The following is a 20,857-nucleotide window of genomic DNA, read 5'->3' on the forward strand; positions in this document are numbered from 1 at the left end:
TTACCTGCCACGGATCGGACAGGTTGAGAATATGAGCGTAGAGGGACTTTTCGTCCATGGCGGTGACCTCTGGCGATTAAATACACCATTATCATGCCTTCAGCCACCACAACAAGGGAAGACCCATGTTTATACAGTAGCAAATAGTTTGCCGTCTATCCAGTGGACATTGCAAATTACCAATAGGGTAATAACTTTAATGATTGCTATTCATTCGATTCATATAGTGGTTATCAGGTAATAGAATAACCAGATGATGCACGCGCGCCGGGCGCTGCTTTACTGGAGAGAGGCCATGACGGTATCAACCGTAGTTGACCATAACGATTATACGGGGAACGGCGTTACGACATCATTCCCCTATACCTTCCGCATATTCAAGAAAACAGATCTGGCCGTATCCGTTGTAGACCTCAGCGAAAACATTACTGAGTTGGTGCTGGACACCGATTACACAGTGACAAATGCTGGTGGCTACAATGGCGGTAATGTGGTACTCACCTCGCCTCTGGCAAACGGCTGGCAGATCTCAATTGCACGGGAGCTTGAGCCAACTCAGGAAACAGATCTGAGAAACCAGGGCAAGTTCTTCGCTGAAGTGCATGAGGATGCTTTCGACAAGTTGACGATGCTGATCCAGCAGGCATACAGTGCGTTCCGTCTTGCGCTGCGTAAGCCATCCAGTGTTGCGAACTGGTACGATGCCATTAACAACTACATCCGCAACGTGCGAGATCCTCGCGACCCGCAGGATGCGGCCACCAAGAATTATGTGGATACGCTGGCAAGCGGCAATCTCAGCCGCACGTTGCGCGTTCCAGAGCCAATCCCAATACTTCCTGATGCAGCCACTCGAGCAAACAAGATGCCTGCTTTCGATAACAATGGTAACCCTGTTGTTGTGCTTCCTCCATCTGGCTCTGCTTCTGATGTATTGATCGAATTAGCTAAACCGACTGGCGCAGGATTGATTGGATCCACATCTGGAATAACTGTTCAGGAAGAGCTCGACGAGCTTAACAACAAAACAGGCTATGACCCTGCTGATATATCTCTTTATGGCTATACTTATGGCAGCGGACTTGATGGAAAGGATGCAGTTATTTCGGCAATATCGCATGTTGGAAGGGCGCATATAAGCGGTCCGACATCGCTATCAAGATTTGATTGGCCTCAAGGTGCTAGGTTAACAGGTAAAGCAACCATCACGTACACAAGATTGCCGAGCGTGCCATGTGAATTAGATAGCGATATTCCCGTTAATCACTCCCTGATTAAAGCGGTATATGTCCACCAGGTGTTTGATATTTGCGACATGCTTCAACTTAAGACCGCTGGATTTAATACACTAATTCACTATGGTCAGGCATGGCTTGATGGCGGAAACATGGTTAAAGCTTGCAATGCAGCAGAGGCTATAGGGATGCATATGATCCTTGGTGGTCCAATTTATGGACAAACAGACTCTCCATCACCATCATTGGATAATCGTAATTGTGTAGTTGGATATTATTTATATGATGAACCTCAGAATAATTCAGTAACAAGATTAGCTCAAGAAACCAGAATAAGTTCATTCAAGGCCTTTACTGAAAAGGCACTGGTAATTGCAGATCATGGTGTTTTTGGTTTCGATACAAGTACGCATCCGAATGGATATGATGGTATCGGATACGATCTCATTTTTGCTGACGCATACTATCATGATGACTGGGATGACGCGAGAAATAAGCGGCAGGCTGTTATTGGATGGGGTGAGATAAAATATAAATGCCCAAATGCTAAGATACTTCCATGTGTTGGTCTGTTTACAACTGATGCAAACGGAGGATCTGATCACTTTAAAAATAAAGCAAAACAATTAGGGTTCGCCAAAAAATTCTACGATATGGGAGATGGGTCATACGCAGCATTTTCGTGGGAGTCAAATCTTGTTGCCTCAACACATAAAACAATAACAACAGATACAGATCTTTATGCTTTAGGTAAAGAGCTAAATGCAAACTCTATCCAGAAACCTTATGAATGTAAAATATATGTATTCTATACTGATAGGCTTAGCGGGGCGTTAGAGTTATATAACGATAAATACAGTAGTACAGATGTAACGCCATGGCAGACTGTTAATACAGGAACAGCAACAAATGAAAGAAATACCACTTTCAAACAAGGAGGGATAGCAGCTAAAAATCTTGGTGGGATTTTTGCAACAAGAGTTAATAACTACGGATATATTTGCATCGAGGCGTATTATTTTAATGGTGCAGATTCTGCATCTACCGCGTTTGCAGTTACCACATGCGTAGATGATTTCTACACTAACGTAGAACGATTGGCAACAACATTTACATCTATTAACAATGGTTTTATAAATGCAGTGGAAACAACCCCAAATACTGGAGTGGCACTAAAGATTACACCATCTGCATCATACCAATACAGGTGGAAAATAATAACAGGTGGTGTTATTGACTGCTCATGGAGGGGGGACTCATTTTAAATTAAAGCGCATTAATCACTACATCCTTCGTGATTAATGCGCTAAAATTTATAATTTTATTCCTTTTCCGTACTTAATTAGTGGTCGTTCAATAAAAGAAAATGTAAGTGATGATAAAACACACAGCACTACGAATAGAATTGTTATCATTGGGAGTGAGATATTTAGGTTGTTAATATCATATTTATCTTTAATAAAGGCAAATGAAGGATAGAAAACAACCCCTTGTAAAAGGTAAATGCTGTAAGAGCACTCCCCCAAACGAGTAAATCCTTTTATATTTAATAGACCAAACAAGCTTGCGCCTTTAATCACGCAAAGCATAAACACTGTGACTATTATCCACGGTCTAGTGCTGTTAAGTGATGGATTTAACAGTACGAATATAGTCACAGATGCTAACAGCATGAGGTCAGATGTTTTTTTTGATAATGAAATTCTGCATGATAACTCTTTAGCTAGGATACCACAGGCGAAAGCAGAATAATACCAATATGATGCGTCTGTAAATGATGGTAGAAAATACATACAAACAAACATAATACCAATTGAAGCTTCAAGTGGCCTGGATCGTAAAAAATAAAGGATTGGTAAAGAGAAGTAGAATCCCCATTCCCATTTTATTGTCCATGTTACACCAGACAACACCAATACAGAATTATTGAATCCATTTATATTAGGTTTTATGTCAAATACACTTGCGTCAAACCATTTCAACAAATCATCCAAACTAATACTGTTGTGGTTTGTTGACATTAAAATAATATATGATACAGCAATGAATGATGAAAGATATGTCAGCGGTACGATTCTAAAAAATCTATCTTTATATAAGTTGATCCAGTCAACATTTTCTGATTTACGAATCTTTCCCCAGAAAAGAAAAGCTGTAATTGAAAAGAAAATCGCTACGCCAAATTTCCCTATCGCATAAATAAAATCAGAATGAGTAGTCCATTTATTTATTGTAAAATAATTAATAAAATAGTCTGAGTGATGGAACACAACCATGGATGCAAGAATATATCTTAGACCATCAAGATTCCGCTCCCTTGAGTAATCATGATCTTTCCCGTCTATGTAAGAAAAAACATTAGAGCTAAATAAAAGACCACATATAAAAATTGAACATCCAACCCACAAGTATATGATAACAGAGTCAGTCATTTTTAGTTTCCATATTATATCCCAGTATTAGCTGCATGCAGAACCATTTTCCTATGGACGGCAGCATTGTATCACCCAGGGGGTAATTTCGATAGGAGTATTCATAGGTAAACATATCCATATATGGTTTATTGTGTATGATGTACTCACCAACTAAGGGGGTTCTTTATGCACATTAAACGGTGGTCATAATGGCGCAAACGTTAACCACGGAAACGCTAAATCAGGGGCTTAGCATGAGCGCTCTGATGTCTGTGTTCGCTGGAGTACCGCCAGAGGTGGCTTTAGGGGCGCTAGCTGGAGCGGTAATTTTTGTTACCTCGGCAGTGGAGTACCCGATTAAGCGTAGGTTACTGCTGGCGTTCCTCAGCTTCTTCTGCGGACTTCTCTTCTATAAACCAACAGCAACCATCCTCATTGGGTTTGCATCTGCTTTCCCGGGAATATCAACAGATATGTTTGAGAAAGGGGTTGCGTTCTCAGCTGGAGCATTCGTTTCTTCAATCGTTGCTGTGGGTATTGGCACCTGGCTTTATCACCGTTCTGAAAATCCGCGCGACCTGATCCCGAGGAGAAAAGACGATGACCGGTCCTGACATTCTGAACGCCGCTATCTGCGGCGCCATAGCTATTAGAGTCTTGCTTTTTCGCCGTGACGGGTCACGCCACCGCTGGTGGGGTGGATGGCTCGCCTACATCCTGATCGTGGTGGCTGCCAGCGTACCTATCCGGACGTTCTATGGGTATTACGTCAGCACAGACTGGTCAGAAATCATCATCAAAGCCGTGTTCCTTGCCGCGCTCATTAAGACAAAGGGGAATGTGGTTCAAATCTTCAAGATAGCGAGGTCTCAACATGGACATTAATAAATTCCGCCGTGCAGCAGGAATCAGTGAGGTGCTGGCCGCGCGCTGGTTTCCGCATATCACCTCAGCAATGAAAGAGTTCGGCATCACTGAGCCAAAAGATAAGGCGATGTTCATTGCTCAGGCAGGGCATGAGAGTACTGGATTCACACGCCTTGTGGAGAACTTCAATTACAGCGTGGGCGGATTAGATGACTTTATCCGTCGTGGGAGAATTTCACAGGACCAGGCAAATGCGCTTGGCAGAAAGACATATGAAAAATTACTGCCACTTGAGCGACAACGCGCAATCGCGAATCTGGTATACAGCAACCGCCTCGGTAACAAAACTGCTGGTGATGGCTGGAAATACCGTGGACGCGGGTTAATTCAGATTACCGGTCTCACCAATTACCGTGACTGCGGCAACGGCCTGAAGGTGGATCTTGTTAAACAGCCGGAACTACTGGCGCAGGACGAATACGCAGCCCGCAGTGCAGCGTGGTTCTTCGCCACCAAAGGTTGCATGAAGTACACCGGTGACCTGGTGCGCGTCACGCAGATTATCAATGGCGGGCAGAACGGTATCGACGACCGGCGCGCGCGGTACATCACTGCCAGTAAGGTGCTGGCGGTATGATCTGGGCATTAGTCAAAGCGTACTGGAAACAGTTGCTTATCCTACTGATGCTTGCTGCGATGGTTATCGTCGGGGTGGTTGCCTGGAACGTTCACGGCGATCGGCAGTACGCCGCCGGGTACGCACAGGCACAGGAAGACCGCAAAGCCGAAGATGATAAAGCCCGTCAGTATGACGAACAGGAGAAAGCTAACAATGAACGTGAAGCGCAGCAGAGGATCGACCGGGCGCGCAATGATGCTCTTGATGCTGCCGCTCGCGCTGGTCGGTTGCAGCAACAGCTCGTTGCCATCCGTGAGCAGCTCAGGCAGTATAACGCCACTGTCGGCGCTGGGGCGTCAGCCGCAGACACCGGAGTATTGCTTGCCGACTTGCTCAGCAAATCTCTCGAGCGAAACCGACAACTGGCAGAGTACGCTGACCGGGCCGCCGAAGCAGGACGAGTCTGTGAAAAGCAGTACGATTCGTTGACCCGGTGACATGGCATTTTTCATGGTACTGATTTCCGGTGACGGTATATAAAACGGTACGGTGATAATTACTTTTTAGAAAGTTGTTACCAATCAATTGGTTATGCGTGTTGTAAATAATTGAGTGGGAATGATTATTTCTGCTTTGATTCGATAAAGTAATTTGAAACCCGCTTAACGGCGGGTTTTTTTATGCTTTCAGAAAGTTAAAAGAAGAACGTACGAAAAATTAATGACAAGAATAATATCGTACGAATAATCCGGGAGGGAGGGCAACGATAAAAGAGTACTCAGCGATTCGGTTACAGCATAGCGGTATCATTCAGCGCTGCACAGGTGCCTCAATCGTCAGGGTCGTTGATTGTGATTCTTTTTTATCCTGATGATGATGCCACGCGCCGATAGAAGAGTAGACGAAACGCCCAAGGAAGAACATCAAACTGATGAGTAGTATGATTCGAATCATTCGACCATTGAATTGGTGTCGTTTTCGCATACTGGTAGCCTGGCTCACAAAGGGGTCCTTTAACAATACCCACAAACGGGGCGATGTCTACATTAAGGCATAGGGAATCATCGGGGTCAATCAAAGACAATGTAAAAAAACGTCAAACGAATCATTAATTAATGTTATATAAGATAATAATGCTATTTACAAAATCCATTAATTAATCTGCCCCACCGCAAAAAATTGAAACTTTATGTTTTTATGCGCGTTATTTGTTGATTTGTATCAAGCGCTCATGCCTGTTGACCTCTAGAATTCCCAGTCCGAACCGCATGGTAACTTACTTTGCGGGCCACTAAGCCAGGTTGGATGCCTGTCTGAATATACCCAGCAGGATTTGGGATATCCTTAGAGCATCTATGTATTTCTGCAAAACATATAAAAAATATCGTGATTGCTGGTGGGCATTACCGCTTGCTTTGCCCTTGATTTTACTACCAATCATAAAGCTTGCTAATACATATGCATGGATTGATGGGGGCAAGGTATCGCTTTATTATCTGCCGCTGCCATTTATGCTGTGTCTAATGCTTTTTTTTGGCTGGAAAGCGATACCGGGTATTGCTGCGAGCATCTGGCTCTACCTGAGCAAGGATCTCTGTTTTCTTGAGAGAGTCGGTATTGTCCTGCATTTTATTATTCCGCTGGTTCTTGCCTGGGGCGGCTATCGTATTTTTATCCCGCGTCGCCAAATGGTTTCTCATGGTGATACGCGGCTGATTGCGCATCGCCTGTTCTGGCAGATGTTCTTCCCGGCGACCGTGTTTCAGCTGTTGTTTCAGTTTGCCATCTACGTGGGGCTCTATCCCAGCCGCAGTGATTTTCAGTGGGTATCGCCGCTGACGTTACGCAGCCTGATTAACTATCAATCGCTGCTGGTAAGCTGTTTAACCGGCGTACCGTTCTGCTACATGCTGATTCGCCTGGCACGTAACCCTTGCTACATTCGCGGGCTGATTTCGCAAATGCGGCTCGATTTCGATCCCAAAGTAAAGTGGATGGAAGTTGTCGCCTGGCTGATTGTCCTTTCATTGCTGCTTGGCCTGCTGCTGATGCCTTTGACCAATCAGAGCACCATTTTCAGCACCAACTACACGTTGTCGCTGCTGCTGCCCGTGACGCTGTGGGGCGCGATGCGTTTTGGCTATCGCTTCATCTCGCCGTTGTGGACTCTGCTGCTGATTGTCGCGATTCATTTCCATTATCACTATTTGCCTATACACCCCGGTTATAGTTCTCAACTGGCGATCACCTCATCCAGTTACCTGGTGTTCTCCTTTATCATTGCTTACATCGCCGTGTTGTCGACGCGTGAGCGAACGATCCATGCCAGAGTGCGGAGGATGGCATTCCTCGACCCTGTGGTACATTTACCCAATCTCCGCGCCCTGAATCGGGCAATTGATGCTGCGCCCTGGTCGGTGGTCTGTTTCCTGCGGATGCCCGACCTGGAAGTACTGGGCCGCCATTACGGCGTGATGCTCCGTATCAACTACAAACAGAAACTGGCAGAGTGGCTGAGCGAGGTGCTGCGGCCTGGGGAAGATGTGTACCAGCTTTCAGGGCACGATCTGGCAATGCGGTTGAATACTGAAGACTACCAGCAACATATCGCGCGGGTAGATGCCAGAGTGAAGCAATTTCGCTATATCTGGAACGGGATGCCGCTTCAGCCACAGGTCGGGATGAGCTACTGCTACATTCATTCACCGGTTTCCCACCTTTCCCTGCTGCTGGGAGAACTGAGTACCATCGCCGATTTGTCACTGATTTCTCACCAGCCGGAAAACCTTCAGCGGCGTGGCGCTCTGCATTTGCAGCAGGAATTAAAAGATAAAGTGGCGATGATGCTACGAGTGCAGCAGGCGCTGGAGAGCGATCGCTTTTGTCTGATGGCGCAACCGATCGTCAGTATTCGTGGCGATGATTATCATGAAGTGCTGCTGCGGATGATTGGCGATGACGGGGAACTGATTTCGCCCAATGATTTTCTGCCTGTCGCCCATGAATTCGGGATGGCATCACGAATCGATCTTTGGGTTCTGGAACATACATTGCGCTTTATGGATAACCATCGTGAGCATCATCCCGGAATGCGCTTGTCGGTCAATTTATCGCCGTCTACGGCCTGTGGGCTGGAGTTTTCCCAGCAGGTTGCTGATTTACTGGCAAAATATAATATTGAAGCCTGGCAGCTGATTTTTGAAGTCACCGAAAGCCATTCGCTAAGTAACCCGGAGCAGGCTCGTCAGACGCTGGCAGTGCTTCAGGATATGGGATGCCGCGTGGCGATTGATGATTTTGGCACCGGTTATGCGAGCTATGCGCGGCTGAAACACGTCAGCGCCGATATTCTCAAAATAGACGGCAGCTTTATCCGTAATATCGCGACCAGCAGCCTCGACTACCAAATCGTCGCCTCCATTTGCCATCTGGCGCGGATGAAAAATATGCGAGTGGTCGCTGAGTTTGTCGAAAATGAAGAGATTCGTGAAGCAGCGATATCGCTGGGAATTGATTACCTTCAGGGATATTGCATCGGCAAACCAGCTCCTCTGGAGGAACTGGCTACCGAGCCTTTATCGCCGCGATTAGGCAGCGATTTCCGGTGAACTTTCTTCGGTGATTTTTAACCACCAACCGGAAACGCCTTCCCAATATTCCTGCTCTTTTTCCAGATCGAGCAGGACCAGCGCATTCTGGCTAAACCAGCCGTGGGGGAAACAGAGCGTCCAGTGATGGGCCTCTGTTTTCAGCGTCAGCGTCGGCGGTTTAGTGGTGGCCTGACGTTGATTATTCAGCAGCACGCCAAGGCGCAGTAACTGAATCATCGGCAGGAACTGTTTTTTCTTAAACAGCGTAAAACGTGGAAGATCATCCAGCTTGATGGCCTTCCGGTGGTAGCGCACCAGCGTCGCCATCAGTGACTGCTGTTCCTGATTGAATCCCGGCAGATCGCTGTTTTGCAGAATATAAGCGGAGTGGCGATGCATACCGCTGTGATTAATATTCAGCCCAACTTCATGCAGCAACGATGCCCATTGCAGCAGAGCCGCCAGCTGCGGGTGTCCCAGCTTCGGATTCTGCGCCAGCCACTGTTCATACATATGCGTGGTGGTTTCCAGGACGCGCTGTGCCTGCTCGCGGTCAATGTTGTACTGGTTTGCCAGACTTTGCGCGGTACGGCTACGAACATCCTGATGACGGAAACGGCCTTCCATTTCATACAGCACGCCTTCGCGTAGCGCGCCATCGGACAAACGCAGCTCTTTAATCGCCAGCGAGTCAAAGACTCCGCAAAGAATCGCAAGCCCTGGAACAAACACGTTTTTGCGCTCTTCTGAAAGACCCGGCAAGCTTAGCGCCGAAAAGTTCTTACATTTCAGCACACCTTCCACCAGCATCTCGAGGCGCTCCGGCGTGATGAAACCATCTTTTTCACCCATTTCGATCAGTACTTCATGGGCGGCTTTTATCGTGCCTGATGCGCCCAGCGCAACGTTCCAGCCCTGAATGCGATATTGCCAGGAGAGCGTCTCCAGCTTTTGTACCGCCGCCAGACGGGCGCGCTGGAAGCTTTCGCGGGTAATCACACCGCCCGGGAAAAACTGCTGCGCGAAGCTGACGCATCCCATGCGACGGCTCTCAACCAGCTTGGGCTCGAAATCTTCGCCGATCACCAGTTCCGTCGAACCGCCGCCGATATCCAGTACCAGTTTGCGGCCTTTTTCCGGCTGGGTGTGCTCCACGCCCATAAAAATCAGACGCGCTTCTTCATTACCCGAAATGATTTCAATCGGATAGGGGATCACTTTTTCAGCGCGGGTTAAAAATTCCGTGGCGTTCGCGGCCTGACGCAGAGAGTGTGTGCCGACGATACAGACGCTGGAAGGGGAGAACCCTTGCAGGCGTTCGGCAAACAGCGCCAGGCAGCTTAATCCACGCTCCATCGCTTCTTCGCTAAGCATATTATTTTCATCCAGACCATCAGCCAGATGCACACGCTGCTTCAGGCGGCCAATGATCTGCATCGCGCCGTCAACCACACGGGCGATAACCATATGAAAACTGTTCGAACCAAGGTCTACCGCCGCAAATTCCTGCGGGCGGGGGGCTTTGCTTTTTATGGGCATAGGTTATTCAGGTTGTTCAAGTGATTTTATATAGTCGTAGATCGCCTGCTGGGCCCGCACTTTACGGCGGTTACCACGCGGAACATAGCGATTACTCAGCTCTTTATCAATGTAACGTGCTTTGACCGTGTCGCTGAACAGAATCTCGATAATATCGAGAATGCGCTGTTTCAGACGCGGATCGAGCAGCGGCGTCGCCACTTCAATTCGGTAGTCAATGTTACGTGTCATCCAGTCGGCGGAAGAGAGGTAAACCTGCTTGTCGCCGCCGTTTTCAAAAATATAGACCCGGTCATGTTCGAGGAAGCGGTCAACGATACTGATCACGCGGATGTTATCGCTCAGCCCTTCCAGTTCCGGGATTAACGAACACATACCACGAATCAGCAGGTTAACCTGCACGCCCGAGCCTGACGCGGCATACAGCCTGTCGACCAGGCCTTTATCAACCAGGTTGTTCAGCTTGAGCGTAATGCCCGCTTTCTGGCCGTTTTGCGCGTTGGCGATTTCCCGGTCAATCATCTCATAGAGCAGACGGCGGGAGTTTTGCGGTGACACCATCAGGTAATCGAAGGTGACCGGGCGATACGGGTTCTCAATAAAGTTGAAGACCCGACGCACTTCGTTGGTGATCCGCGCGTCGGCGGTCAGCAACGAGTAGTCGGTATAAATACGCGCGGTTTTCTCGTTAAAGTTCCCGGTACCGATATGGGCGTAACGCACCACATCTTCGCCTTCTTTACGCGAAATGAGGAACAGTTTGGCGTGAATTTTGAGCCCTGGCGCCGAGAAGATAACGTGAACGCCCGCTTCCGTCAGGCGCTTGGCCCAATGGATGTTGGCCTCTTCATCGAAACGCGCCTGTAACTCCACCACTACTGTCACTTTCTTGCCGTTGTGCGCAGCGTGGATCATGGCGTCGATGATGCGGGAATCTTTGGCCACGCGGTAAATGTTAATTTTGATAGCCAGCACGCTCGGATCGAATGACGCCTGGCGCAGCAGCTCCAGCACGTGCTCAAACGTGTGATACGGATAATAAAGCAGCACATCGCGTTCGCGGATGGCATCAAAACCGTTGCGGAATTTGTCGAACCAGATATGGCGCAAGCGCGGCATCGGTTTATTAACCAGATTGGCTTTGCCGACGTTCGGGAAGCCAATAAAGTCTTTAAAGTTATGATAGCGGCCACCCGGAACGATGGAGTCGTAGCGGGAGATCGTGAGCTTTTTACGCAGCATTTCCACCATCGCATCTGGCATATCGCGCTGATACACAAAACGCACCGGCTCGGCGGTCAAACGTTGCTTCAGACTGGAGGACATCAGCTCCATCAGGCTCGATTCCATTTCGTGTACCAGATCGTATTCGGCATCACGGGTCATTTTCATCGAGTAGGCGTTCAGAGCATCGTAATCAAAGAAGCCTTTGAAAATATCATCCAGACAGTATCGAAGAATGTTATCCAGCAGAATCATCGGTTTGCGACGGCGAGGCGTTTCCGGCGGCAGATTCACAAAGCGTGGAACCTTATCAGACGGAATTTCCAGCAGCGCATAGTTAGTTTCATCGCCGCGAATAATCTCCACCGCCAGATAGGTGTAATCATCCTTCAGGAACTGCACCAGGTCCGTTTCCCGGTTCAACAAAATCGGGGTAATGTGCTGACGCAATTGATGTTTAAAGTAATGGCGCAGCCAGCTTTGCTGATTCACTGAAAGCTGACGCTCGTTAATCAGGAAGATCTGATTACGCGCCATTTCCAGCAGCAGTTCGTTGTAGAGACCGTCGAATTCCTGATCGGCTTTCAGTACGCGGGATTGGATCTTGCCCAACAGATGACGAGAGTGGGCAGTGATGCCCTGTTCTTCGCTGATGATGATGCGCCGCTTCAGTTCGGCGAAACGCACTTTGTAGAATTCATCCAGGTTATTGGAATAAATCCCCAGAAAACGCATGCGCTCAATCAGCGGATTGCTTTTATCCGCGGCTTCCTGGAGAACCCGCTCATTGAAGGATAACCAGCTTAGCTCTTTCTCGATATACAGTTTGTCCTGACCCATTACTACTTACACTCCGTTCCATCCACGCGTTATGGCCTGGCTATTATGGCGAGCATTCCAGTTGAATGTCCAACTGTGCCAGAAGAGTATGACACTTATTAAGCGGTGGCAGGGAAATTCATGACCAGAATACTAATCGCCGGGCGGCTTTGGTGGGAGGATTGCTTGTATTAAAATCACCGCAGCGGAAGCTGCGGTGAATAAGATTACTCATCTTCAGACGCATAACCACTGACTGGCAATTTCACGCCATCCAGCCAGGCGCTGTTATCACGCATGGCCAGGCGGCCTTCGACAAACCAGCTCACCACCAGCGGGTAAATGGCATGTTCCTGAGCCTGCACGCGCGCGGTGATATCGGCTTCGTCGTCACCGTCAAACACGGGGACTTTGGCCTGTAAAATCACTGGCCCGCCGTCCAGTTCTTCGGTGACAAAGTGTACCGAGGTGCCGTGTACAGCATCGCCGTTTTCCAGCACCTGTCGATGGGTATCGAGGCCGGGATATTTTGGCAGCAGGGAAGGGTGGATATTCAGCAAACGCCCCTGATAGTGGCTGACAAACTCGGCGCTCAGAATGCGCATATAGCCTGCCAGCACCACGACATCCGGCGCATAAGCGTCGATTTCGTGCATCAGCTCGCGATCGAACGCTTCACGGCTGGCGTACTGGCTGGCGGTTAACGCATGCTGCGGGATACCCGCATCAAGGGCGCGCTCAAGGCCGAACGCGTCGGCCTTATTGCTGAATACCGCACGAATGGTGCCCTTTATTCTCTTCTGCGCACAGGCGTCGATAATTGCCTGTAAGTTGCTTCCGTTGCCGGAAATGAGCACCACGATATTTTTCATTATTCGATGACCACACGCTGTTCGGAATCAGTGGCTTTGATATAGCCGATTTTCCACGCGTTTTCACCTTTTTCGTTCATCAGGGCGATGGCTTTATCCGCTTCGTCGGCTGCCAGCGCAATCACCATACCCACGCCGCAGTTAAAGGTGCGGTACATTTCATGACGGCTAACGTTACCTGCGTCCTGCATCCAGTTAAAGATGGCCGGCCACTGCCAGGAGGACTCGTCAATCACCGCCTGAGTGTTATCCGGCAGCACGCGCGGGATGTTTTCCCAGAAACCGCCGCCGGTAAGGTGAGCGATGGCGTGAACGTCAACGTTTTCGATCAGTTCCAGAATGTTTTTCACGTAGATACGGGTTGGCGCCAGCAGATGGTCGGCGAGAGACTTACCTTCCAGCTGTGTGGTTTCCGGGTCGCAACCGCTGACTTCCACTATTTTACGCACCAGTGAATAACCGTTAGAGTGCGGGCCGCTGGAGCCCAGCGCGATCAGCACGTCGCCGTCGGTGACTTTTGAGCCATCAATGATTTCTGATTTTTCTACCACCCCGACGCAGAAGCCTGCCACATCGTAATCTTCACCGTGGTACATGCCCGGCATTTCCGCCGTTTCGCCGCCCACCAGGGAGCAGCCAGACTGTAAACAGCCTTCCGCGATGCCGTTGATTACGCTGGCCGCGGTGTCGACGTCCAGTTTGCCGGTGGCGTAGTAGTCGAGGAAGAACAGGGGCTCAGCGCCCTGAACAACAAGGTCGTTCACACACATGGCGACGAGGTCGATACCGATGGTGTCGTGACGCTTTAAATCCATTGCCAGACGCAGCTTGGTGCCAACGCCGTCAGTGCCAGAGACCAGCACCGGCTCACGATATTTTTGCGGCAGCGCGCACAATGCGCCGAATCCACCTAATCCACCCATCACTTCCGGGCGACGGGTTTTCTTCACCGTACCCTTGATTCGGTCAACCAGAGCGTTTCCTGCGTCAATATCAACACCGGCATCTTTATAGCTGAGAGAGGTTTTGTCGGTCACTGCTAAGTCTCCACGCGTTTGCGTTAGCAAGAAAAATCGGCGCAATTCTAACAGTCTAAGCAAACGTTTGCGAGCCCATTATGCATCCATTTTTCAGGGCGTGGATTTTTGCCGTTCGGCCTGAGAACGCGGTCAAGTTTGATACCGTTCACGAAAATGAAACCGGGTACATTTTTGTCCTTGCATCAGTTGCGTTGAATGCACATGATGCCACTGAAACCGGTTTCTGTTTTGGCGGAAACGAGAAGTCAGCGTGTCGTTTTACCATTCTGGAGGGATGAGAACGATGAGCATTGCAGCATTTGATATTGGCGGCACCGCGCTAAAAATGGGCGTAGTGGACGCGCAGGGCACGATTGTAGAGAAAGGCAAAGCGACGATTGTCGATAGCGACGGCGACCAAATTTTGCAGGCAATGCTCGACTGGGTTGCTGCGCATCCTCACTGTACGGGCATCGCTATCAGCGCACCGGGTTATGTTAATCCTCATACCGGATTTATCGAAATGGGCGGCGCTATCCGTCGCTTCGATAACTTTGCGATGAAAGCGTGGCTGGAGGCGAAAACATCGCGCCCCATAACGGTCGAAAACGACGCCAACTGCGTGCTGTTGGCGGAGCGCTGGCTTGGTAAAGCCACGAGCATGAATGATTTTCTGGTGCTGACTATCGGCACCGGTATTGGCGGCGCGATTTTCTGCAACGGCAAACTGGTTCACGGCAAGCGCTTTCGTGCCGGTGAGTTTGGTTACATGTTCACCGATCGGCCCGCCTCGCGCCACGTAACAAATTACACCATGAATACAACCTGTACGCTGCGCGTGCTGCGTAAACGCTACGCGGACAGCCTCGGGCAACCGCTGGATGCCGTTACCGGCGAAGCGGTTTTTGATGCCTATGAAGCCGGCGATCGCGCGGCGCTTCGTCTGGTCGATGACTTCCTGAATGGCATCGCTACCGGGCTCTATAACCTGGTCAATCTTTTCGATCCTGAAACCATTTTTATTGGCGGCGGCATTATTGAACGCCCTGGATTCCTGGCGTTGCTGCGTGAGCATTTGCGCTGGTTCGGTATCGACGACTTCGTGTGTGCGGCAAGCCAGGGCAACGACGCCGGGCTGCTGGGCGCGGTTTACCATTTCAATCAACAGAACGCGACTGTTTAATGAGGGAAAGCTATGTCTGGATTTAAAGCGGGATTTCTGTGGGGCGGCGCGGTGGCTGCGCATCAGCTGGAAGGTGGCTGGCAGGAAGGCGGGAAGGGCATCAGCGTGGCTGATGTAATGACGGCGGGTGCGCACGGCGTGCCGCGTGAAATCACCGATGGCGTATTGCCCGGCAAAAATTACCCCAATCATGAAGCCATTGATTTCTATCATCGCTATAAAGACGATCTCAAACTGTTTGCCGAAATGGGCTACAAGTGTTTCCGAACCTCTATCGCCTGGACGCGTATTTTTCCTAAAGGCAACGAACTGGAACCGAATGAAGCCGGATTGCAGTTCTATGACTCTCTGTTTGATGAGTGCCTGAAGCTCGGCATTGAGCCGGTGATCACCCTATCGCACTTCGAGATGCCATATCACCTCGTCACCGAATATGGCGGCTGGCGTAACCGTAAACTCATCGACTTTTTCGTACGCTTTGCACAGGTCGTTTTCGCGCGCTATCAGCACAAAGTGAAGTACTGGATGACCTTTAACGAGATCAACAACCAGGCCAACTTCCATGAAGATTTCGCCCCGTTTACCAACTCCGGGCTCAAATATCAGCCGGGTGAAGATCGCGAGCCGGTGATGTATCAGGCGGCGCACTACGAGCTGGTGGCCAGCGCCCTGGCAGTAAAAGCGGGGCGTGAGATTAATCCTTCGCTGCAAATCGGCTGCATGATTGCCATGTGTCCTATCTATCCGCTGACCTGCGCGCCTAACGACATGATGATGGCGATGAACGCCATGCATCGCCGCTACTGGTTCACCGATGTGCACGTACGCGGGAAATATCCACAACATTTGCTGAACTACTTCGAACGTCGCGGATTTGCACTGGATATCACCGAAGAAGACAAACAGGCGCTCACCCAGGGCTGTGTCGATTACATCGGTTTTAGTTATTACATGTCGTTTGCCACCAAAGCGACCGACGATAACCCGCAACTTGATTACGATGAAACCACCAGCCTGGTCTCTAACCCCTACGTGCAGAAATCCGACTGGGGCTGGCAGATTGACCCGGTAGGGCTGCGTTACTCGCTGAACTGGTTCTACGACCACTATCAGTTGCCGCTGTTTATCGTCGAAAATGGTTTTGGCGCAATCGACGTGCTGGAAAGCGACGGCACGGTGAACGACCAGTACCGTATCGATTATCTCGCGGCGCACATTAGCGAGATGAAAAAAGCGGTTGTGGAAGATGGCGTTGACCTGATGGGCTACACCCCATGGGGCTGTATTGACCTCGTTTCCGCAGGCACCGGCGAGATGAAAAAACGCTACGGCTTTATCTACGTTGATAAAGATAACGAAGGCAATGGCACGCTGGCGCGCAGCCGTAAAAAATCCTTCAACTGGTATAAAGAGGTGATCGCCTCTAACGGCGAGAAGCTGTAATTGCTTTTAAGCGGTCAACCCCGGTTGGCCGCTTTCCTTTCACAACGCGTGTCTGCGCCGATAATCGTTTCTCTCTTCACAGCAACCCCGCCTATGCTTGATCAGCATCAAGTAAAAAAATGTTGCCGGCGAAAAGAATGGCGGTATAATCCGTCGATTTTTTTTGTGGCTGCCCTATTCAAAGGAGAAAGAGAATGAAGATTGTGGAAGTTAAACACCCACTCGTCAAACACAAGCTAGGCCTGATGCGCGAGAACGATATCAGTACTAAACGCTTCCGTGAACTCGCCTCCGAAGTTGGCAGCTTACTGACTTATGAAGCAACCGCCGATCTGGAAACCGAGAAAGTGACTATCGAAGGCTGGAACGGCCCGGTAGAAATCGACCAGATTAAAGGCAAGAAAATTACCGTTGTGCCAATCCTGCGCGCGGGCCTTGGCATGATGGACGGCGTGCTGGAGAATGTTCCGAGCGCGCGTATCAGCGTTGTGGGTATGTACCGCGACGAAGAGACGCTGGAGCCGGTACCGTACTTCCAGAAACTGGTTTCCAATATCGATGAGCGTATGGCGCTGATCGTTGACCCGATGCTGGCAACCGGCGGTTCCGTTATCGCCACCATCGACCTGCTGAAAAAAGCGGGCTGCAGCAGCATTAAAGTGCTGGTGCTGGTGGCGGCGCCAGAAGGCATCGCTGCGCTGGAAAGCGCGCACCCGGACGTTGAGCTGTACACCGCATCCATTGACCACGGGTTAAACGAGCACGGATACATTATTCCGGGCCTCGGCGACGCCGGTGACAAAATCTTTGGTACTAAATAAGATAATAAATCATAAAGAGCCGACTTAAGAGTCGGCTTTTTTTTGAATAAAACTAAATGCAAAATCTAATAACACTGAGGAAAACATTATGACGCGCCGTGCTATCGGAGTGAGTGAACGACCGCCGCTGTTACAGACGATCCCGCTTAGCTTGCAGCACTTGTTCGCCATGTTTGGTGCCACCGTTCTGGTGCCAGTCCTGTTTCACATTAACCCGGCAACCGTGCTGCTGTTCAACGGTGTCGGCACTTTGCTTTACCTCTTTATCTGTAAAGGCAAAATTCCGGCGTATCTGGGCTCGAGTTTTGCGTTTATTTCACCGGTAATGCTCCTGCTGCCGTTGGGATACGAAATGGCGCTCGGCGGCTTTATTATGTGCGGCGTGCTGTTCTGTCTGGTGTCGTTTATCGTGAAAAAAGCCGGTAGCGGCTGGCTGGATGTGATGTTCCCCCCGGCGGCGATGGGCGCAATCGTTGCCGTCATCGGTCTTGAACTGGCCGGCGTGGCGGCGAACATGGCGGGCCTGCTGCCAGCGGAAGGGCAAACGCCGGATAGCAACACCATCATTATCTCTATGGTAACGCTTGCGGTCACCGTATTTGGTTCAGTTCTGTTTCGCGGCTTCCTCGCCATTATCCCTATTCTTATTGGGGTGCTGGTGGGCTATGCGCTCTCCTTCGTGATGGGCGTTGTCGATACCACGCCAATCGCACAGGCGCACTGGTTCGCGCTGCCAACTTTCTACACCCCGCGCTTTGAATGGTTCGCTATTCTGACGATTCTGCCTGCTGCGCTGGTGGTGATTGCCGAGCACGTCGGCCACCTGGTGGTGACCGCGAATATCGTTAAAAAAGACCTGATTCGTGACCCGGGCCTGCACCGTTCTATGTTCGCTAACGGTCTGTCGACGATTATCTCTGGTTTCTTTGGCTCCACGCCAAACACCACTTACGGTGAAAACATTGGCGTGATGGCGATTACCCGCGTCTACAGTACCTGGGTTATCGGCGGCGCAGCGGTGATTGCGATTCTGCTCTCCTGCGTCGGTAAACTGGCTGCGGCCATCCAGATTATCCCGCTGCCGGTGATGGGGGGTGTATCTCTGCTACTGTACGGCGTGATTGGCGCATCCGGTATTCGCGTCCTGATCGAATCGAAAGTGGACTACAGCAAAGCGCAAAACCTGATCCTGACCTCTGTGATTCTGATCATCGGCGTCAGCGGCGCGAAAGTGCACATTGGGGCTGCTGAGCTGAAAGGCATGGCGCTGGCGACCGTTGTGGGCGTCTGCCTGAGCCTGATCTTCAAACTGATTAGCGTGCTGCGCCCGGAAGAAGTGGTGCTGGATGCTGACGACAGCGACGTCTCCACCCGCTGATCCTCTGACCGGGCGGTACGCCGCCCGGTTCTCTCATGGGATAATTCTGTGATAAACTCATCGCGTTTTTACGTAAGCTCATGAAGAGGTCCCTCTGAACGCACCGGCACAGCTCTCTTTGCCACTCTATCTTCCCGACGACGAAACGTTTGCAAGTTTCTGGCCGGGTGATAACCCTTCTCTCCTTGCAGCCGTGCAAAATGTCCTGCGCCAGGAACACAGCGGATACATCTATCTTTGGGCACGGGAAGGGGCAGGGCGTAGCCATCTGCTGCACGCAGCCTGTGCTGAACTCTCGGCGCGCGGTGATGCCGTGGGCTATGTTCCGCTGGATAAACGCACCTGGTTTGTGCCGGAAGTGCTGGAAGGGATGGAACAGCTTGCGCTGGTGTGTATCGATAACATCGAGTGCGTCGCCGGAGATGAACTCTGGGAGATGGCGATTTTCAACCTGTATAACCGGATCCTCGAAACCGGGAATACCCGACTGCTGATCACCGGCGATCGTCCACCGCGTCAGCTTAATCTCGGCTTGCCGGATCTCGCTTCTCGTCTCGACTGGGGGCAAATTTATAAGCTTCAGCCGCTCTCTGATGAAGACAAACTACAAGCGCTACAACTGCGCGCGCGTCTGCGCGGGTTTGAGCTGCCGGAAGATGTGTGCCGTTTCCTGCTTAAACGGCTGGACAGAGAGATGCGTACGCTATTTTTAACGCTCGACCAGCTGGATCACGCGTCGATTACTGCCCAGCGAAAACTCACGATTCCGTTTGTGAAAGAGATTCTGAAGCTGTAGCGGTTAGTGCGTGCTGGCGCTGACCAGCTCTGTCTCAGCGACACCTGTCAGTTTACTCGCCTGTTGCACATTAAATCCCTCATCCAGCATGGCAAGCGCAATACGTCGTGCTTCTTCACTGCGGCCTTTCTGTTGCCCCTCTTCAACTCCTCTGGTCCAGCCTTTCTGCTCAAGATATTCGGCAATAGTCATTAGCGTTCCCTCATGGTGTGACGTGCGCTGAGAAAGCTCCTGAATCAGCTTCTCAGGGTTCTCGGCTGTGCCGGTATGCAGCATGTAGTTCAGAATGGCAAGCAGTCGATCCTTGTTAGTGTATCCCATCGTCAAAAGTGCGGCTAGCGGGGCGATTTGCTCGGAAAGATCCCGCAATCGGATATGTTTTTGCAGCAGTTCGAGTGTGGCAATTCGCCGATGCTGCATAATTTCGCTGTCGGGAATGACAGTGATATCCACCAGAGGAAAAGGCTGGCTATACAGTCGTTTAGCCAGGTCCGGGTCTGAAAACTCGTCAAACCAGCGCAGGCTGTAGGGGTAGGGCGTTGCTTCACCATGATAAAACAGCAGGGGGATAACGATAGGCAGCTGTTTATTTTTGGCATCCAGATGCCGCTGCATAACGTCCAGCGAGTAGCGCAGCATCCGAAACGCCATGTGTTTTTCCGGACGACTTTGATGCTCAATTAGCGTGTAGATGTAGCCATCGCCCGCCTGCGTTTTCACCGAATAGAGAATATCGGAAATACGCGAGCGCAGATTCTTCTCCACCATGCTGGTGGCTTCAAGCTTTAAACTGCTCAGATCGCAAATCGCGTGTAACGGGGCGGGGAGATAAATGTCGAGAAAATCACGCGCCGTGTCCACGTGGGCCATGAAATGTTTGAAAATCGCGTCGTGCGGTGTGGATGTGGTTTGTTCTTCCATAAGTCCCTCCATGGGATGTTGACCAATGGAAGGACTCTGGCAGCGTTACATCACCGACTCAATGGGCAAATCTCGCCGCTGCGAGCAGCGGCGAGAGAGACTTTTACTTGCCGTGCA

General features: G+C 50.3%; 19 protein-coding genes. 12 read left to right on the forward strand and 7 right to left on the reverse strand.

Annotated features, from left to right (window positions below; genetic code table 11):
• Both ACWWFX_RS00005 and ACWWFX_RS00010 read left to right on the forward strand, forming a co-directional pair.
• The coding region (locus tag ACWWFX_RS00005) for a hypothetical protein (RefSeq protein WP_473222905.1) at positions 1-241 on the forward strand (241 nt) is incomplete at its 5' end.
• Between the two features lie 54 nt (positions 242-295).
• A complete protein-coding gene (locus ACWWFX_RS00010; protein WP_473222906.1) occupies positions 296-2,500 on the forward strand; it encodes a hypothetical protein in 2,205 nt (734 codons plus the stop codon).
• A gap of 48 nt (positions 2,501-2,548) precedes the next feature.
• On the opposite strand, the gene ACWWFX_RS00015 is transcribed toward ACWWFX_RS00010, so the two are convergent.
• The gene (locus tag ACWWFX_RS00015; RefSeq protein WP_473222907.1) at positions 2,549-3,667 is read right to left on the reverse strand and encodes an acyltransferase family protein; all 1,119 of its coding nucleotides are present in this window, start codon (positions 3,665-3,667) and stop codon (positions 2,549-2,551) included.
• A gap of 191 nt (positions 3,668-3,858) precedes the next feature.
• On the opposite strand from ACWWFX_RS00015, the gene ACWWFX_RS00020 reads away from it, so the two are divergent.
• Genes ACWWFX_RS00020 through ACWWFX_RS00035 form a run of 4 tightly spaced genes read left to right on the forward strand, consistent with a single transcriptional unit; the run spans position 3,859 to position 5,632 of the window.
• Entirely contained in the window at positions 3,859-4,263 is a 405-nt protein-coding gene (locus ACWWFX_RS00020; RefSeq protein ID WP_473222908.1) for a putative holin, read from the forward strand.
• The gene (locus ACWWFX_RS00025) at positions 4,250-4,534 is read left to right on the forward strand and encodes a phage holin family protein (protein ID WP_473222909.1); all 285 of its coding nucleotides are present in this window, start codon (positions 4,250-4,252) and stop codon (positions 4,532-4,534) included. The genes ACWWFX_RS00020 and ACWWFX_RS00025 overlap by 14 nt, the downstream gene beginning before the upstream one ends.
• Positions 4,524-5,153 carry a glycoside hydrolase family 19 protein gene (locus ACWWFX_RS00030; protein ID WP_473222910.1) on the forward strand — a complete coding sequence of 210 codons (630 nt, stop codon included), beginning with the start codon at positions 4,524-4,526 and terminating at the stop codon, positions 5,151-5,153. Before ACWWFX_RS00025 ends, ACWWFX_RS00030 begins: the two co-directional genes overlap by 11 nt.
• A complete protein-coding gene (locus tag ACWWFX_RS00035; RefSeq protein WP_473222911.1) occupies positions 5,150-5,632 on the forward strand; it encodes a DUF2514 domain-containing protein in 483 nt (160 codons plus the stop codon). Before ACWWFX_RS00030 ends, ACWWFX_RS00035 begins: the two co-directional genes overlap by 4 nt.
• A gap of 313 nt (positions 5,633-5,945) precedes the next feature.
• On the opposite strand, the gene ACWWFX_RS00040 is transcribed toward ACWWFX_RS00035, so the two are convergent.
• A complete protein-coding gene (locus ACWWFX_RS00040; RefSeq protein WP_276219426.1) occupies positions 5,946-6,137 on the reverse strand; it encodes a YfgG family protein in 192 nt (63 codons plus the stop codon).
• Between the two features lie 353 nt (positions 6,138-6,490).
• Between ACWWFX_RS00040 and ACWWFX_RS00045 the strand changes: the two genes are divergently transcribed.
• Positions 6,491-8,743 carry a sensor domain-containing phosphodiesterase gene (locus ACWWFX_RS00045; RefSeq protein WP_473222912.1) on the forward strand — a complete coding sequence of 751 codons (2,253 nt, stop codon included), beginning with the start codon at positions 6,491-6,493 and terminating at the stop codon, positions 8,741-8,743.
• On the opposite strand, the gene ppx is transcribed toward ACWWFX_RS00045, so the two are convergent.
• The 4 genes from ppx to purM all read right to left on the reverse strand — a co-directional run bounded on the left by ppx (position 8,723) and on the right by purM (position 14,216).
• Complete coding sequence (gene ppx / locus ACWWFX_RS00050) at positions 8,723-10,264, reverse strand: exopolyphosphatase (protein WP_276219430.1); 1,542 nt, start codon at positions 10,262-10,264, stop codon at positions 8,723-8,725. The genes ACWWFX_RS00045 and ppx overlap by 21 nt on opposite strands.
• A 3-nt stretch (positions 10,265-10,267) precedes the next feature.
• Entirely contained in the window at positions 10,268-12,328 is a 2,061-nt protein-coding gene (gene ppk1, locus ACWWFX_RS00055; protein WP_015963451.1) for a polyphosphate kinase 1, read from the reverse strand.
• Positions 12,329-12,534: 206 nt separating this feature from the next.
• Positions 12,535-13,179, reverse strand: coding sequence for a phosphoribosylglycinamide formyltransferase (purN, locus tag ACWWFX_RS00060; RefSeq protein WP_473222913.1), 645 nt, complete (start codon positions 13,177-13,179; stop codon positions 12,535-12,537).
• Entirely contained in the window at positions 13,179-14,216 is a 1,038-nt protein-coding gene (purM, locus tag ACWWFX_RS00065; protein WP_015963454.1) for a phosphoribosylformylglycinamidine cyclo-ligase, read from the reverse strand. The genes purN and purM overlap by 1 nt, the downstream gene beginning before the upstream one ends.
• Positions 14,217-14,502: 286 nt before the next feature.
• Here purM and bglK point away from each other — a divergent pair, with 286 nt between their 5' ends.
• The 5 genes from bglK (at position 14,503) to ACWWFX_RS00090 (ending at position 19,819) form a co-directional block, all read left to right on the forward strand.
• A complete protein-coding gene (gene bglK, locus ACWWFX_RS00070; RefSeq protein ID WP_473222914.1) occupies positions 14,503-15,381 on the forward strand; it encodes a beta-glucoside kinase BglK in 879 nt (292 codons plus the stop codon).
• A gap of 12 nt (positions 15,382-15,393) precedes the next feature.
• A complete protein-coding gene (locus tag ACWWFX_RS00075) occupies positions 15,394-16,824 on the forward strand; it encodes a 6-phospho-beta-glucosidase (RefSeq protein WP_473222915.1) in 1,431 nt (476 codons plus the stop codon).
• 194 nt (positions 16,825-17,018) lie between these two features.
• Positions 17,019-17,645: a uracil phosphoribosyltransferase gene (gene upp / locus ACWWFX_RS00080; protein WP_015963457.1), complete on the forward strand. Its 627-nt coding sequence runs from the start codon at positions 17,019-17,021 to the stop codon at positions 17,643-17,645.
• An 88-nt stretch (positions 17,646-17,733) separates the two neighbouring features.
• Positions 17,734-19,023 carry a uracil permease gene (uraA, locus tag ACWWFX_RS00085; protein WP_276219442.1) on the forward strand — a complete coding sequence of 430 codons (1,290 nt, stop codon included), beginning with the start codon at positions 17,734-17,736 and terminating at the stop codon, positions 19,021-19,023.
• A gap of 94 nt (positions 19,024-19,117) precedes the next feature.
• Complete coding sequence (locus ACWWFX_RS00090) at positions 19,118-19,819, forward strand: DnaA inactivator Hda (protein ID WP_071843484.1); 702 nt, start codon at positions 19,118-19,120, stop codon at positions 19,817-19,819.
• Positions 19,820-19,822: 3 nt separating this feature from the next.
• Here ACWWFX_RS00090 and ACWWFX_RS00095 read toward each other — a convergent pair whose 3' ends face one another.
• Complete coding sequence (locus ACWWFX_RS00095) at positions 19,823-20,740, reverse strand: Rpn family recombination-promoting nuclease/putative transposase (RefSeq protein WP_473222916.1); 918 nt, start codon at positions 20,738-20,740, stop codon at positions 19,823-19,825.
• Positions 20,741-20,857: the final 117 nt, after the last annotated feature.

The organism is Pseudocitrobacter sp. 2023LY-00077, from assembly GCF_055796175.1.